General features: G+C 46.8%; 2 protein-coding genes. Both read right to left on the bottom strand.

Features of this window, described 5'->3' with window-relative positions:
* Window positions 1-53: 53 nt before the first annotated feature.
* Window positions 54-9,866, bottom strand: coding sequence for a non-ribosomal peptide synthetase (locus CTT31_RS05460; RefSeq protein WP_260492160.1), 9,813 nt, complete (start codon window positions 9,864-9,866; stop codon window positions 54-56).
* A gap of 2 nt (window positions 9,867-9,868) precedes the next feature.
* Window positions 9,869-17,731 (bottom strand): non-ribosomal peptide synthetase, encoded by a 7,863-nt coding sequence (locus CTT31_RS05465; RefSeq protein WP_260492161.1) that lies wholly within the window; start codon window positions 17,729-17,731, stop codon window positions 9,869-9,871.
* Window position 17,732: the final 1 nt, after the last annotated feature.

Here is a 17,732-nt window from a genome sequence, read left to right on the forward strand (position 1 = left end):
TTTAATGCCTCACTCTAGAAATCCAATTTAACATTATATTAACGAATAAAATGTTAAAGAGTGTTCATAATTTCTGACATTTTTATTAAGTCTTCCGGTGTTTTTACCCAACTGTTGTGCGACCCTTTCATGGTGAACACTTGAACCTGACTGGGTTGCATTGCTTCTTCGATAAGATTTTGATTTTTATCAATATATCGGTTGATTATATGACTGGAAAGTTGCAACTCTAGGCTATCCGACTGAGCCACTTCAACCGCACAACCAGCACTAAATAGCGTCACCTTTGCGGTGCTAGAAAATGCCGGATCATTTTGGTAGTGATAATTAATTCTATCGGGCTCAAGATGACTGAACTCTGGGTGTAGAGCAAAAACTTCATCATGCATCGCGGCATAGTCAAAACAAGGGTCGACGAACACCAAGTGTTCGACTGTGTCCCCCTCATTTTGCAGCAGTTTGGCAACCTCAAGTGCCAGCGTTGCGCCAAAACTCCAACCAAAAATCCGATAAGGACCACTAGGCTTTAGCTTTTTAAGATGAATAGCATACTGCAACGCCAATGTTTGGAACTGATAATAGTCATAGGCGAGCGAGCCCTTTGGTTTTTCCTGTGCGGCATAGATGTTATTGAAGCAATAACAAGGCGCGGAAATCTTGGGAGCAATGGATTGCAAGTAACTCTCAGCACCACCGCCACCCGGAGGGAAGAAAAACCATTCAATAGGAGCATCGGCTTCATTCACCAATACGCCGATCTCAATATCGCTTAGGGTTTTTATGCCTTGGGGACTTGCGGCTGTAATCGAATGTGAAACGACGGCTCGAAGGGCAGCATCGAACTGCTCTATGAATGCGGTGGTTTGCGTCTCATCTAACTGACTTGCAATGCTCACTTGCAGTTTCATTTGACGCACTTCGGCATTAACGATGAGTGCCATTTCATCCTGATTATCCTTGCTGCTGGCATCGCCTGAGTGTGCATTTAGCATTCGTATGCCCTGATCTTGTGCATCATTGTTGCTATCAAGTTGTCCCAAGTAATTAAAGCTAACTTTAGGTAACTGATTGAAGGAAAATTCCCCACGTCTGACCAACTCGCTGAAGCCTAGCCCTTTATCTGGAATGGCACGAAGCGTTTCTTTGCTTTGAATAATCAGCGTCGATAAATCCGTGTCATTTTTCAGAGCAACCGGAAACATACTAGTAAACCAGCCTAGTGTTCTTGAGGTATCAATATGGTCACTCAGATGTTCTCGGCCATGGCCTTCTAACGTGAGATGGCAATAGTTTGTAGCAAAGGTATTGCACCAAGCCCGAGTAAACGCACTCATTAAGAGATCATTGATTTCTGTGTTAAACCCAGCAGGAGCAAGGCGTAGCAATTGCTCAGTAAGCTGAGTATCAAATTGATGCGTAAGACGCTGTTGTGATTTACCGTAAGGTACGTTTTGTTGTGTGCTTAGCACATTTTGCCAATACGGTATTTGTTGTTCAAAAGGATGCAGGGCCACAACGTCTGACCATTGGCGATAACTGCTGGTTTTGTCGCTTAAGGTGTCGCCTTGCAGCAAGCGACTTAAGTCTTCGACCAAAATACGCCACGAAACACCATCAATAACAAGGTGATGAACGATAAGTGCAAGCCTAGTTAGCGGCGTATCATCGCTGAGTAAAACCGGTTGCCACAAAGCACCTGAACCGAGTTCAAAACGGGCGTGTATTTTACTCAACGCCAGAGCGGTTTGCTGCTCATCAAGCCCCGAGGTGTCCAAATGGATAAGCTTTGGTGTTGGACAAGCAGCAACACTTTGATATTGGGATTGCCAAGTCTCGGTTTTGCTAAACTGAGCGCGCAACATGTCATGTTGTTGATGCAGCTGCGCAAGTGCACGCTCCAAAGTATCCAGCGTGGTATTGTGCGGAAGTGCGAGCATGACCGACTGATTAAAATGCGCTTTATGACGGTAATGGGAGTTGAGGAACCATTGCTGGATAGGTAATAACTTGATTTCTCCGCTGAGCTCACCTTGTTCAGCCTCGATTTCTACCCGTTCATTATTTGCCAAAAATGCACAAAGCGCTTCTAGGGTTGGATACGTAAATATGTCTTTGGTCGACAGCGAGTAGCCAGCACGTTTGAGAGCCGACATGAGCTGAATGCTCATGATTGAATCACCACCAATATGGAAGAAGTTATCTTCCAAGCCAATCTGCTTAATTCCCAATACAGCACACCAGATTTTAGCGATATGCTTTTGCTGTTCTGTGTTTGGAGCATGGTGAGTCTCAGTTTGGCTAAAATCGGGCTGCGGTAGTGCTCGGGCATCAATCTTGCCATTCACCGTAACCGGTAGGGCGTCTAATGTGACGTATGCACTTGGCAGCATATAACTCGGTAGCATGTGAGAGAGTGTTTGCTTGAGCTTCGCCTCATCTAGTGACTCAGTATTTGCCATGACCAAGTAGGCCACGATACGTTTAACCCCATCTTGTTCACTCACGTTTACAAACGCAGTATGAATTTGCGGTTGTTGCTTAATCGCAGTTTCAATCTCGCCAAGTTCGATGCGGTAACCACGAATTTTCACCTGAAAATCATTACGACCAACATACTCTAATAAGCCATCTTCACGCCATTTAACCAAATCTCCCGTTTTATACATTTTGTTCCAACCGCTTGCGAGGTATCTATCCGATGCGAACGGATTAACTAAGAATGCTTGTTCGGTTAAATCTGAACGGTGTAAATAGCGTCTTGCCATACCCGCGCCGCCAATATAAAGCTCTCCTGCCACGCCCGGTGGAAGTATTTTTCCAGCAGGTGACAACACGTAAGCAGATTTATTGGCAATAGCGCGGCCAATAGGTGCTCCGTGATTTACAGAGTTGAGTAAGCAGCAAGTCGCATAAACGGTGGTCTCTGTTGGGCCATAGGCGTGGTAAAGCATCAGCTCTGGCGCTTGATGCTTTACTCGCTCAACCATAGCTAAGTCGACCGCCTCTCCACCAAAATTAATCTGTTTAAGTCCGGCGTGTAAGAAGAAGTCTTCGCTAGCTAAACGATTAAATAGCGCAGTGGTTACAAAACACGTATCAATCTGCTGTGCTTGGCAGTATTCAATCAGTCGTTCTGGATCAAGTTGAGTCTGTTTATCTATCAGGTGTAGTGCTGCGCCATTACTGAGTGTGACAAAGCAGTCAAAAATAAACGCGTCGAAGCTAATACTCGATAAGCTAAGGACCTTGCTCAGTTGTGTGGGATCGATAAAGTGGTCGTCCGTGGCATAGTTTAATAGTGCCGCATGGTTGATTTCTACGCCTTTAGGGTTACCTGTGGTACCAGAGGTATAGATAATATAAGCCAAATCAGACGTGCTCACCGATACCGCTTGGTCTAAGCTTGTTTCCTCCATTGGTGCATCGCTGAGTACATGTGTCAGTGAGGCAAGTGTTGTACTCGCAACTCTATCCATTAATCCCGATTGGGTGACCACAATTTTCGCACCACAGTCCTTGGCAATATATTCAATCCTTGAGTCAGGAAATTCCGGTGATACAGGAACATAACCACCGCCTGCTTTAAGAATAGCGAGGATCGCAACGATAGAATCCAACTGTTTTTCATGCAGCAATAAGACTGGGAAATCACCTTGATACTCGTTGCCGTAAACTTCAGCCTTAATCATCAATAATTGCTGGGCAAGCTGGCGAGCCTGGCGGTTGAGTGCTTGATAGCTTAGTGCTTCATCTTGCCAGACCACAGCCGTTGCATCCGGGAATACGGCGACTCTTTCACTAAATAAGTCGTTGAAGTTCTCGAAGCCACATGACTTGCGCTCGGTTTTATTCCACTCGTTGAGAATACGGGCCTTTTCCACTGTATTAGCAATTTCAATGTGCTGATGAGGTAAGTGAGTATTGTCAGCGACTTGCTTAAGGATAAGTAGCAGTTGAGATTGCAGTTGTGCGGCACGTGCAGGCGAAAGCAAGCTGGCGTCGTACATTAGCTCAAATTGTAGCTCTCCTTGCTCCTTTGCTATCAATGCAAGTGGGTATTCAACTTGCTCTGGTGCTGCGTCAAACTGCCAGCGAGCTTGTTGTGCCTCTGCTTGTTCATTTTCAAGGCTTGGGTAGTTTTCGAAAACTACTAGGCTTTGGAATAGCCGATTACCACCTTGTTGCAGTGACGCAAGTGACACATTCGCATGGCTATTTAAGTCCAAAATGGCAGTTTGGATCTTCTCGAGTTGTTGCGCGATGGTAGCATCTGTAGGCCAATCAAGATAAAGCGGTAGCGTATTGATGTAAGCTCCAACACTTTGCTCTATGCCGTCAATTGGTAAGTCACGACCTGCGATAGTTGTACCTACTAAAGTAAATTCGTCGCGAGTATAGATTTGGATAAGCTTATGCCAGGCAAATTGTACCGCAGCATTGAGCGTGACAGAATGTTGCTGACACGCTTGCTGCAACTTACTTAACGCCTCGTTTGGTAGAGCAAAATGCAGCGTCTGCGGCTCATGATTATGACGGAGCGTTTCTAAATCTGTTGAGTGACTAAACAGGGTGTTAAGATCGTTTGCCTGTGATAAATCAGCGACATGATATTGCCAAAATGCTTTGGTGGCGGCCTGATTATCTCTTAGGTAAGCATGGGCATCTAAATAGGCGTTATCCACCGGTAAAACAGGTTCTCGACCTTGTAGTAATTGCGTATAGTTCTGGTGAACGGTCTGCATAACTAACGGGCCACTCCAGCCATCACAAATGCTGTGATGCTCTGTTTTTATTAGGTGATAATGCGCTTCACCGCGTTTTACCAAATGCAGTGTAAATAACCCCGGTCTTGCAAAATTAAATGGCTGATTTAGCACTTGGTTTGCAAGCTTTTCTATGTGTGCTTGTTGTTCTGCTTTTGAGTAGTGGCTGATGTCAATCACGCTAAAGTTATCTTCATCAACACAGGTGTGATCTACGATAAGTTGCAGCATGGTTTCTTCAACATCAAAAGCACAGCGCAGCGCTGGGTATTGCAGTGAGGTTAGTTGCCACGCACGACAGTAAAGCGCAGTGTCAACTTTATCGAAATACTGCATCTGTGACTGCACCCGATAGGCGGTATCTTCTGGACTATTAAGCTGGTGGAAGATAAAACCTTGCTGCAAGTTTGTTGCGGGATAAACCGCGGCTAGGTCGTAGCGTGTGCGCAGTGCATCTAAGTGGGCGAAGCTGACGCCTGTCAGGTTATAGTCGCTCGGCGTTTGTTTGGCGCCAAGCGCTTTGGTATGTAATGCCGTGTCCAGCACCGCTTGTAGACTGGCAGTGAACTGACTTTGGAATAGGGCAAATTCGGTTTCAGACAATGCCGTGGTGCAATTTAAGACAAGCTGACCATGAATAATAGCCGCGTTGATATCAAGAACGTAATGACCATTATTTTCGCTTGCGACTGGTTGACCTGTAATGGCTTCAGTTAAGTAGAAGTCACCACTGGGTTGCTGCGTTTTTGTGCCACCGATTTGGCCTAAATAGTTGAATGCAACGGTTGGTAAAGTCCCCGTCACTTGTTTGGAAAAGTAGAACTGACCAAAACCAACGCCATTGTCTGGCAATTTACGCAGCTGCTCTTTGGCATTGACAATAGCGCTTTCGAGACTAGAACCCGCATGGAGTGCTAGTGGATATAATGACGTAAACCAGCCAACGGTGCGTGAATGATCTATATCTTCGGAGATGTGTTCACGACCATGTCCTTCAAGCGCAATAACCTGATCATTACTACCAGTGATATGAGCGAGAGTTAGGGACAGTGCGGCGACGACAAGGTCTCGAGGCTCTGTGTGGTAGCCTTGATTAGCGTCAAACAGCAGCGTTTGTGTAAATGCAGAGTCAAGTTTAATCACTTGGTTTGTCGGTGTGTTCTTCGCTGTTAAGTGTGTTTGACAAGTATCAAGTACTTCTTGCCAGTAATCGATTTGTTCGGCTTGAACATGTGCATATTGGGCTAAGGTCTCAACCCATTGACGATAGCTTGAGGTTTTTTGCGCCAATTTTTTGCCTTGATAAAGGCTATTTAAGTCCTCAATTAGGATCCGCCAAGAGACAAAGTCAATGATCAGGTGGTGGAAGGCCAGTACCAATACATCTTGGCTTTGGCGTTTGACACGAATTGGCTGCCATAAAGGGCCTGAATTTAACTCAAACTGTGACTGCAAGCGGGTTAATTGCTTGGCAAGCTCGTCGTCACTAAGTGTGTCTGCATCAAGTTTAACTAGAGGTGCCATGGTATTATTTTGTTGGTACTGCTGGGTAATGTGCGCCGTCTTTTGATTGAAAACAAGGCGTAGCACATCATGTTGCTCAGCAAGCTCGGACAATAGCTCAACTAATCTCTCATCACTGATTGCGCTTGGCATTACAGTGGCAAAAGTTTGGGCAAAGTGTGCGGGGTTAGCAAACTGATTTGCGAAGAACCACTGCTGGATAGGCAGCAGATCGAACTCGCCTTCAAGCTGGCCTTGTTCGGTTTTTATCGTAACCTTCTTGTCGCCATTCGCACTGATAAGCTTTGCCAGCCGCGCGGGAGTTGGGGCGGCAAATATCTCTTTAACTTGTACCGTTAACCCAGCTTCTCTTAAGCGTGAAACCAGCTGAATACTGACAATTGAGTCGCCGCCGATTTGGAAGAAGTTATCCTCAATCCCCACTTGTTCTAGGCCAAGTACCTGTTGCCAAATCTCACAAAGTTGGGTCTCTAAGGCATTGCGTGGTGCCACATAAAGGTTGTCGGCTTGAAGCTCTGGCGCAGGGAGTGCCTTGCGGTCAAGCTTACCGTTACCCGTAAGTGGAATATGCTCGATTAAGGTTAAGTGACTGGGCACCATGTATTCAGGTAAAGCAGCACTTAGGGCGAGCTTTAACTCGGTAATTTCAAGGTCAGGCTCTGCAACAAGGTAAGCGGCCAGCGCTTTGCCTTGCGGTGCAGGCACATCAATCACCACTGCGTTTTGTACGCCTTGCTGGTCGACAATAGCTGCAGCAATCTCTCCTAATTCGACACGATAACCACGAATTTTCACCTGCTCATCGTTACGACCGAGATACACCAAGTCGCCGTTGTCTAGGAAGCGGGCAAGGTCACCGGTTTTGTACAGCTTGCTATGGGCGGGGTCGTGACTAAATGGATTATCAATAAAGCGCTCAGCATTGAGTTCAGGGCGGTTTAAGTAACCACGGGCAACCCCAAGGCCTGAAATATATAACTCACCCGGCGCACCAATGGGCATGGGCTGCAGCGACTCAGATAACACATGAAGATTAACGTTAGGGTAGGCTTTACCTATGCCTTGATGAAGACGTGGATAGGCCTGTGCTAGCATCGCACCGACTGTGGCTTCCGTTGGACCATATTCATCGAAAATAGCGTTTACATGGTCGCTTAATGCGGCAATGGCCTGCTCAGTCAGTGCCTCACCACCGAGCATTAGGGCATCGACTTGTGCGTCGCTGCCAGGCAATAGCGCCATGGCAAGACTGGGTGTGGTTTTCACAAAGCCAACGTTCGCGGCATTTAGATGAGCTCTAAAGGCGGCGGCATCAAGAATATCGCCTTCATAAACACACACCGTTTGTCCAGCAAGGAGCGGGCATAAGGTGGTGGTCACCGACAGGTCAAAACAGTAGTTAGAAGAAAAGTCGATATTACGATACTTGTCACCTAACTGGCTGGTTAAGGCGTGAAGATAGTAAAGCACATTGTGCTGCGTGAGCATTACGCCTTTTGGTTGTCCGGTTGTCCCTGAGGTGTAGATGATATAAGCCAAGTTAGCCAACGCGGTTGGACGCACTAAGTTCTCGTGCTCCACCGCCAGCGCATGGGTGTTTACGCCGAGCACCTTCACGCCGAGCGCCGCCATTTTTCCAAGCACAGGCTCAAGAGATGGCAAGTGGCTTTCCTGCGTTAGCACTAAGTCGGTGTTGGTGTCAGTTAAAATAAACTCAACCCGAGCTTCTGGGTAATCCGGTGAAACAGGCACATAGGCACCACCGGCTTTGAGCACGGCCAAAATAGCAATAAGCATCTCGCTACTGCGAGAAAAGTAGAGGGCGATAGGGGTATCGGCAGGCAATAGGCCTGCTTGGGCTTTGGGGTGCTGAGCAATGATTTGCTTCGCAAGGGCATTGGCTTTACCGTTCACTTCGGCATAAGACAGTGCTTCACCACTGCTGGTTAACATGGCCGTCAGCTCAGGGGTATTAGCTGCGTGTTGCTCTACCAAGCTGGCCAAATCTTTATCGATGGCAAACGATGCTGCGTTGTCATGCCAAGCACGTATTGTGTCAGTCTCAGTTCTATTTTGTAGGGCTACTTTTGCAAGTGGCTGTGCGGTTCTGGCGATCACCTGATCGATAATATTGATAAAGCGCTCAGCAAGGGTTGCGATCCAGTCGCTTGGAAATAGCGCAGTGGCGTAGTTAATATCACCAAATACTTCTTCGTCCCCATTTTGTAGCAGCAAACTAATGTCGAACTTTGCCACTTTATGGAGCGCTTTTACTTGTGACTCATCCACTGGCGTAAACAGCTGTTGGCTGCTGTCATCACTATTATTTTTAAATTGTTCAAGTGAAAACATCATTTGAAATAGCGGATGGCGAGACGGATCCCGTTGTAATTTTAGGGCGTCGACCAATTTATCAAATGGCAGATCTTGGTGCGCCTTTGCCGCTTTTAGGGTTTGGTGCACTTGTTGAATTAAGGCATTAAAGTCGAGTGCGTTATCAATATGAACTGGCAGGGCTAAGCTATTGACCAAAAAGCCAATAAGATTTTGTGTCTGGCTTAGATGACGGTTGTCAGATGGTGTACCTATGATTAAATCTGACTGACCGCTGGTTGCTTGTAATGTCAATGCCCAGCTGCTGAGCAGTACTACATAAAGACTGGTTTGTTGCGTTTTGGCTATGGCCTTTAGGGCTTCGCTTCGTTCCTGACCCAAACGAATACGGTGGTCTGCACCGTGATATTGATATTCATTTGGCCTTGGTAGTGGCGAATGTAATTCAAGCTGCTCAGCGCCTGCAAGTGCATCAGTCCAGTGGTCTAAAAGCTTAGTTAAGGTATCGCCGCTAAGGTACTCGCGCTGCCATTTTGCGTAATCTTGGTACTGTAACTCAAGCGCTGGTAGCTCAGGCGTTTTGCCTGAAGCTAGCATAAAATAGGCTTGGTGTAGCTCACGCATAAAGATTTCGGTGGACCAGCCGTCAAACGCTATGTGGTGCCACATAAATAGCACGTAACGTTCAGCGCCTACTGTCCAACAGCAAACCTTGAACATAGGCTCATTGGCTAAGTCAAATGGTGTACTGATCGCTTGTTTAACGGCCGTATTAAGCGCAGCTAAGTCAGCCACAGGGCTAGGCGTAATTTCAATACAAGCGCTCAACACTTCTTGATAGTCGTGGCCTTGCTCGTCTTGACGATAGACACTGCGAAGTACTTCATGCCTATCTAACACGATATTTAGTGCTTGCGTTAATCGCGCAAGCTCTGTGTGCTCAGAGAGTTTAACCAAAAACGGAATGTGATAAGCGTTAGTGCCATTTTCTAACCGTTCGATAAATAATAAACGCTCTTGCGCAAATGAAAGCGGATGGCGGTTTAATTCTGGCAGTGTATTAAATGCATCCTTTGAAAAAATTGCTTTTGCTTCAAGGTAATCCATTAGCTGCGTTTTGTTTGACTTTAACTTTGCAACAAGCGCAGCATCTGGCGCTTGCGCGCCAAATGACAGCTCTAGTCCGCCGTCTTGCAACCAGATTGAGAGATTGTGATCTTTCAGTTCAGCGAGCAATGACAACATGGTTAAATCCTCATGCTATTAGTTTGTTCTTGTTGTGATCCGGAGTCTGCTTTAATTTCGATATCCACACTCAGCGTCTCTAAGTTGTCGACGATTGCGGCAATATGGGTATGTTCAAACAAGGCTGAAATTGGGATGTTTAAATCCAGTGCTTTATTGCATGCATTCATCAACCGGATAGCCGAGATAGAGTCCCCCCCGATACTGAAGAAATTATCTTCAATGCCCACTTGTTCAAGGCCAAGTACCTGCTGCCAAATCTCACAAAGTTGGGTCTCTAAGGCATTGCGTGGTGCCACATAAAGGTTGTCGGCTTGAAGCTCTGGCGCAGGGAGTGCCTTGCGGTCAAGCTTACCGTTACCCGTAAGTGGAATATGCTCGATTAAGGTAAAGTGACTTGGCACCATGTATTCAGGTAAAGCAGCACTTAGGGCGAGCTTTAATTCGGTAATTTCAAGGTCAGGCTCTGCAACAAGGTAAGCGGCCAGCGCTTTGCCTTGCGGTGCAGGCACATCAATCACCACTGCGTTTTGTACGCCTTGCTGGTCGACAATAGCAGCGGCAATCTCGCCTAGTTCGACACGATAACCACGAATTTTCACCTGCTCATCGTTGCGACCAAGGTACACCAAGTCGCCGTTGTCTAGGAAACGGGCAAGGTCACCGGTTTTGTAAAGCTTGCTATGGGCGGGGTCATGACTAAACGGGTTATCAATAAAACGCTCGGCATTGAGCTCAGGGCGGTTTAAGTAACCACGGGCAACCCCAAGGCCTGAAATGTACAACTCACCAGGTGCACCAATGGGCATGGGCTGCAGCGACTCAGATAACACATGAAGATTAACGTTAGGGTAGGCTTTACCTATGCCTTGATGAAGACGTGGATAGGCCTGCGCGAGCATCGCACCGACTGTGGCTTCCGTGGGGCCATATTCATCGAAAATAGCGTTCACATGGTCGCTTAATGCGGCAATGGCCTGCTCAGTCAGCGCCTCACCACCGAGCATTAGGGCATCAACTTGTGCATCGCTGCCAGGCAATAGCGCCATGGCAAGACTGGGTGTGGTTTTCACAAAGCCAACGTTCGCGGCATTTAGGTGAGCTCTAAAAGCGGCGGCATCAAGAATATCGCCTTCATAGACACACACCGTTTGTCCAGCAAGGAGCGGGCATAAGGTGGTGGTCACCGACAGGTCAAAACAGTAGTTAGAAGAAAAGTCGATATTACGATACTTGTCACCTAACTGGCTGGTTAAGGCGTGAAGATAGTAAAGCACATTGTGCTGCGTGAGCATTACGCCTTTTGGTTGTCCGGTTGTCCCTGAGGTGTAGATGATATAAGCCAAGTTAGCCAACGCGGTTGGACGCACTAAGTTCTCGTGCTCCACCGCCAGCGCATGGGTGTTTACGCCGAGCGCCTTCACGCCGAGCGCTGTGGCTTTTCCAAGTACAGGCTCAAGAGATGGCAAGTGGCTTTCCTGCGTTAGCACTAAGTCGGTGTTGGTGTCGGTTAAAATAAACTCAACCCGAGCTTCTGGGTAATCCGGTGAAACAGGCACATAGGCACCACCGGCTTTGAGCACGGCCAAAATAGCAATAAGCATCTCGCTACTGCGAGAAAAGTAGAGAGCGATAGGGGTATCGGCAGGCAATAGGCCAGCTTGGGCTTTGGGGTGCTGAGCAAGGATTTGCTGTGCAAGGGCATTGGCTTTACCGTTCACTTCGGCATAAGACAGCGTTTCACCGCTGCTGGTTAACATGGCCGCTTGCTCTGGGGTGTTAGCGGCGTGCTGCTCTACTAAGCTGGCCAGATCTTTATCGGTGGCAAACGACTCGGCGTTGTTGTGCCATTGGCTTAGCGTTGTCTGCATTTGGTTATTGACCAAGCTAATGCTTTGATGGCTTTGTGTCAGTCGCTCCCCAAGCTGAACCAAAATAGCTTGTACTTGGTCAAGGATCCACTCTGCCCGTGCGGTGCTCAGCCATTCCCCGTTGTAATGCATCACAAAGTCTAAGCGGTCTTGCTCGCTTTGAGCCACCACAGAAAGCGGATAGTCGCCTTTTTCTATTGATTCTCTAAACTTCCAGCTGCCGGTATTTTCTGGAGTCGGGTAGTTTTCAAATACAAAGAGGGTATGGAACAAGCGTTGACCATCACGTTGCAGTTTCGACAAGCTCATGTCGCTGTGGCTATTGAGTGCAGCTACGCCTTTTTGAATGGCTTTGAGAATGTCATTACAACTTGCTTCTGCTTGCCAATTCACCACTAAAGGTAAGGTGTTGATGAACAAACCGACCGCTTGTTCAATCCCATTGACTGGAATTTCACGACCGGAAACTGTGCTACCAACAATCGTTTGGCTATCACCAGAATAGGTTTGCAGTAACTTATGCCAAGCAAATTGCAATGCAACGTTGAGGGTTACGCCAGCTTGTTGACAAGTATGTTGTAGCGACCTAAACGCCTCGCCTTGAAGGCTAAACTGTACCGATTGCACTTGTTCAACAATTCGACTTTGCGACAAGTCATATTGGCCACCAAGCAACAAGTTAATATCGTTTGCGGTGTCAAATTCGGCTTGTTGTTGCTGCCAGTATGTTTGAGTTTGCTTGGTATTTTTAAGGTAATAAGCTTGCGCCTCTAAATAGGTTTGCTGCGCTTGCACCTCTGGTGTTTTCCCTGCACAAAGCTGGCGATAATACCCCGCGACAGCTTGCAGCATTAACGGTCCACTCCAGCCATCATTAATGGCATGGTGCTCGGTTTTGATAAGTGTGTAGAGGTTTTCACTGCGCTTAAACAAGGTGAAGCGAATAAGCCCCGGTTGACTTAGGTCAAACGGAACTTGTCGGTCTGCGGCTTGAGCTTTGCTGATGGCTTGCTGTTGGCCGTGCTCGTCAAGGGATGATAGATCTACTATGGTGAAGTGACTGTCATCAATACTGGCGTCGCGACACACCACTTGGAGTAGACATTCTTGCCAATCAAAAGCGGTGCGTAGAATAGGGAAGCGAAGCGACGCTAAACGCCAGGCATGAATAAAGTGTTCAACCTCTAGCGCTTGTTCAATATCCATGACCAATTGCACTCGGTAGGCATCATCCGTTGGGAAGTTAACAGCATGATAGATAAAGCCTTGTTGCAAGCTATTTGCTGGGTAAAGTGCTTCGATATTATAGTGCTTGCTCAGCGCTTGATAATGCCCATAAGACAAGTCGCTTAACCCCAAATCGCTAGGAGTTTGCTGCGGTGTTTGTACGGCTAGTTCGCAGCTTGCATTAATGACCTGGTGAAGCGCCATTTCAAAGTGCTCAACAAATGCCAGCGACTGTGATTGGTTCAACCTCGAAACCACATCAAAGTGAAGCTTGTCACCGCGAACTGCGCCATTGATGTTGAGTAGCAGTGCATTGTCAGCCTGAGCGTTTGCCGCAGTCATCACATAGCCTGCTTGAGTATCATCCAGCTGCCAGTCTCGGCTTTGCTGTTGTTGCTGATTCAATTGACCTAGGTAGTTAAAGCTCACCTGAGGGCGAATTGCGCTGACTTTGCCTGCTTGCACAAAAGCGCCATAACCCACGCCTTTATCCGGGATTTGGCGCAGCATTTCTTTGGTGTTTGCGATGGTTGCAATCACGTCGTCGTGATGTTCAAGGCGCACAGGATACATACTGGTAAACCAGCCTAAGGTTTGCGACACATCCAAGCGCGGATCTATATTTTCACGACCATGACCTTCAAGTTGAATATGATTAACGGTACTGTCAAAAGTGCTGTGTAGGGCAATATTGAGTGCCGCCAAAAGCAAGTCGTTAATGTCAGTATTCAAACCAAGGTTGGCATCTCGTAGCAGCTTTTCGGTCGTCTCTTGTTCAAAGCTTATGCTGTATTGTGACTGCGCTGAGTAAGTAGGTTGGCTGGTAAAGCTTTTTTGTACTTGCTGCCAATACTGTGCCTGTTCTGGGTGAGTCGCAGGGTAGGTGGCAATGGCATCTACCCATTGACGATAGCTGGTGAGTTTGTCTGTCAGCGTTTCGCCATTTAATAGGGTTTGTAAGTCTTGGCTTAACACCCGCCACGATACCACATCAATAATGGCATGATGGAAGGCAAAGAATACCTGACTGCCCTCGGCCGTTTTCACCAACGCTGCCTGCCACAGGGGGCCATTGAATAAATCAAATTGGCTTTGTAGTTTGGTCAATTCGTTAAATAACGCGTCTTTACTCAGAGCCGTTGCATCAAGTAATGGGACTTCAAGCTCTATTGCCGCTTGGTACGCTTGTTTTACCCCGTTGCTGGTCTGAACAAAGTGACAACGTAGCATGTCATGATGCTCGCTCAGCGCTTGAATAGCTTGAGTCAGCCCCGGGTGTTCAATGTGTTCAGGTAAGTTAAGGGTAAATGCTTGGTTCCAATGGTGTGGATTTGGTAGCCCTAAATCGAAAAACCACTGTTGGATAGGCAGTAGTGCAAACTCACCACTTAACCTACCTTGCTCCGTGATAAGTTCAATGGTTTCAGTGCTAACGTGTTGAATTAAATAGGCCTGCGCTGCCACGCTTGGGGCGTCAATGATGTCTTTAACCTGAAGGTTAAAGCCAGCTTTACGCAGCGCAGACACAAGTTGAATACTGACAATAGAATCGCCACCGACTTTGAAAAAGTCATCATTAACGCCCACTTGCTCTAGGCCCAATACTGACTGCCAAATACCACACAATTGTTTTTCTAATTCGCTGCTCGGTGCTTGATAGTTGTCTTCATCCACCACGGTTGGAGTAGGCAATTGCTTGTGATCCAGCTTACCATTGTTGTTAAACGGTAACGCCGACATCACTTCAAAGTAGCTTGGGATCATATAGCTAGGTAAAACCTGAGCCAGTTCCTGTTTTACTGCATTTAGGTCTAACTCGCCGTGCTCTGGTACCACATATGCGGCAAGTTGCTTGTTGCCCGCTTGTTCGAATACCACCACAGCGGCGACTTTCACTTGCGCCAATTCGTTGAGTTGTGCTTCTATTTCAGCAAGCTCAATCCTAAACCCGCGGACCTTCACTTGGTGATCGTTACGGCCTAAAAACTCTAGTACGCCAGACTCGGACCAACGTCCTAAGTCTCCCGTTTTATACAGTTTATCTAGCCCGAGTTGTTTGGCCTTTGCGCTTGCAAAGGGGTTATCGATAAAGCGCGCAGCACTCATTTCGGGTTTATTAAGGTAGCCACATGCAAGTCCGGCTCCTGCTATAAATATCTCGCCTGTCGCGCCGTATGGCACTGGATTAAGATATTTATCAAGCAATAATACTTGGCGATGATTAATGGCTTGGCCGATGGGCACCGGGCCATCAATATTGGCGCATGGATAGAAAGTGGTAAATGTCGTGCTTTCAGTTGGGCCATACGCGTTGATCACCAACTCTGGTCGCGTATCTCTGGCGAGAATGCGTTTGACTATGCTTGGAGTGATTGCCTCACCGCCTGTTAGTACGCAGCGGACATTGTCATAAATATCAGGTTGTTGTAAATATAGCGAATCAAACAGTGTGCGCGTTAGCCAAAGTACACTAACACCGTGTTGTTTAATTAACCTTGATAGGCTGTCAGGATCCGCGCCTTGTTGCGCACTTGCTACAACCAATTTGCAGCCGTTTATCAGTGGTGTCCAAATTTCAAACGTTGCGGCGTCAAAATTTGGATTAGATAGGTGAATAAACACGTCGTTTTCTGACGTGTTTATTAAATCAGTATCTTGTACCAAAGAAACAACGCCACGGTGTGGAACGACCACGCCCTTTGGTTCACCTGTCGTACCCGATGTATAGATCACATAGGCTTCGGTTTGCGCATGTGCACCTGACAGTACGGGCGCTGCATCAGACAAAGACAAGCTATCTAAGCAAGTAATTTGCGGCTCTGCATCACAATTTGCAACGAGTGTTTCGATACGCGGGCGCAGCTCGCTTTGTGTTAAAATCAAACCAAGTTGCGTGTCGTTGAGCATATACTCAATGCGCTGATCTGGATAATCAGGGTTAAGCGGTACATAAGCACAACCCGCTTTTAGGATAGCCAGTTTTGCGATTACCATTGCAATAGAGCGTTCACAGAAAAGCCCAACAAAGCGATGGCTAGCGCTAACGTCCACATGATCTTTAATGTAGGCGGCAAGCTTATTCGCGCTTTGTTCTAATTCTTGATAGGTCAGCTGCATTTCGTCTTCAACTAGCGCTATTCGAGTTGGCGTTTTTTGTGCTTGCTGAGCAACCAATTCATGAATAGTAGAGTGCAAATAATCCGCATGCTCGTCTATCTCAACCATTGGTGCTCGCTCATCATTACTTAACAAAGAAATTTGGCTATGCGGCTGGTTTTCATCAGCAATAATGGCATCTAACACCAATGTCATTTGGGTGAGCAATCGCTGTGCTTTGCTTGGTGCCAGCATGGTTTCGCAGAAGCTCAACTTAAGTAGCAAGATATCTTGTTGTTCAACAATGCTGATGGTGAGCGGATAGTCTACTTTTTCAATCATCTTATCGAACGACCATTCGAGTACGTCTTGTCCCGCTGGCGTCGGATAGTTTTCAAATACAAATAGACTGTTGAACAGGCGAGTATTCGGCTCTTGTAGTTGCGACAGTGAAACACTGCTGTTGCCGTTAAGTTCTGCAATTTTTTCTTTCAGCGCTGTAAGCTGGGTGCGAATACTGGCCGTTTCTTGCCAATCAAGGGAAAGAGGTAGGGTATTGATATATAAACCAACACTGGCATGGATCCCGTCAATGGGTAGTTCACGACCCGAGACCGTTGTGCCTACTATGGTTTGCTCAGCGTCGCAGTAATATTGCAGTACTTTATGCCAAGCAAATTGCATTAAGACGTTCAGCGTGAGTCCGTGTTGTTTAGCAAATGCTTTGAGCTGTTGATGGCGCTCTGAAGAGAGCTTTAATTCGCTCGCCGCTGCTTTTTGGATCTGTGACGAGCCAGATTGGTCAATATTTTTACTCAATAAGCGGTTGATATCATTGGGCTCACCAAATTGTGCCTTTTGGTTTTGCCAATATCTATCGCTAGATTTTTGATTTTGCTGATAGCGCGCTTGTGTTTGTAGGTAAGCCGTTTCTTCTTCAACAATGACCGGCTCGCCTTTGGTTAGTTTGGCGTAGTTTTGATGCACGGTTTGCAGCATCACCGGAAAGCTCCAGCCATCGCTGATGCTATGGTGTTCTGCTTTAATTAGGGTGTAATGTGCATCAGCGCGTTTAACGATAGCAAAACGCATTAATCCCGGTTGAGTCAAATCGAAAGGTGTATTACGGTCGTCGTGAATGAGCTTATCGATACGTGTCTGTTGTTCAATGTGGTCTAACGTACTGAAGTCTTGAAAACTGAAGTGATTTGGGGTAAATCCGGCCCCTCCTTTGATCACTTGGATGATTTCATTTTCCCAGTTGAACGCGGTACGTAGCGCAGGGTAACGCATTGATGCCAAGATCCAAGCCTGTTGGTAAGCATCGACATCGAGTGCTTGATGGTAATCGATGACTAACTGAACGCGGTAAGCATCGTCATTTGGTTGGGCAAGATGATGATAAACAAAACCTTTTTGCATACTGTTAGCATCGAAGATGGCACGGATCTCAGATGCCTTTTTATGCTCAGTCGCTAGTAACTGTTCAAAGTCTTGTTCGGAAAAAACTTGCTGCGATACAAGGTAATCTAATAATGCGGCTTTATTTGCTTTGAGGTAGTCAACCCATTGTTGGCTGAGTCCTTGCTCACCATGGACAATTTTAAGTTTGTCTCCATTGGCCCAAAGCGCAATGTTATCCTTTGCAAGTGATTGGCATAAATTCAACATG

Origin of the sequence: Pseudoalteromonas maricaloris, assembly GCF_024746855.1 — a bacterium.
GTDB classification, from domain to species: Bacteria; Pseudomonadota; Gammaproteobacteria; order Enterobacterales; family Alteromonadaceae; genus Pseudoalteromonas; species Pseudoalteromonas maricaloris.

Coding starts and splice junctions, on each gene's coding strand:
- CTT31_RS05460 (WP_260492160.1), bottom strand. CDS start 9,866: ATGTTGTCATTGCTCGCTGAACTGAAAGATCACAATCTCTCAATCTGG.
- CTT31_RS05465 (WP_260492161.1), bottom strand. CDS start 17,731: ATGTTGAATTTATGCCAATCACTTGCAAAGGATAACATTGCGCTTTGG.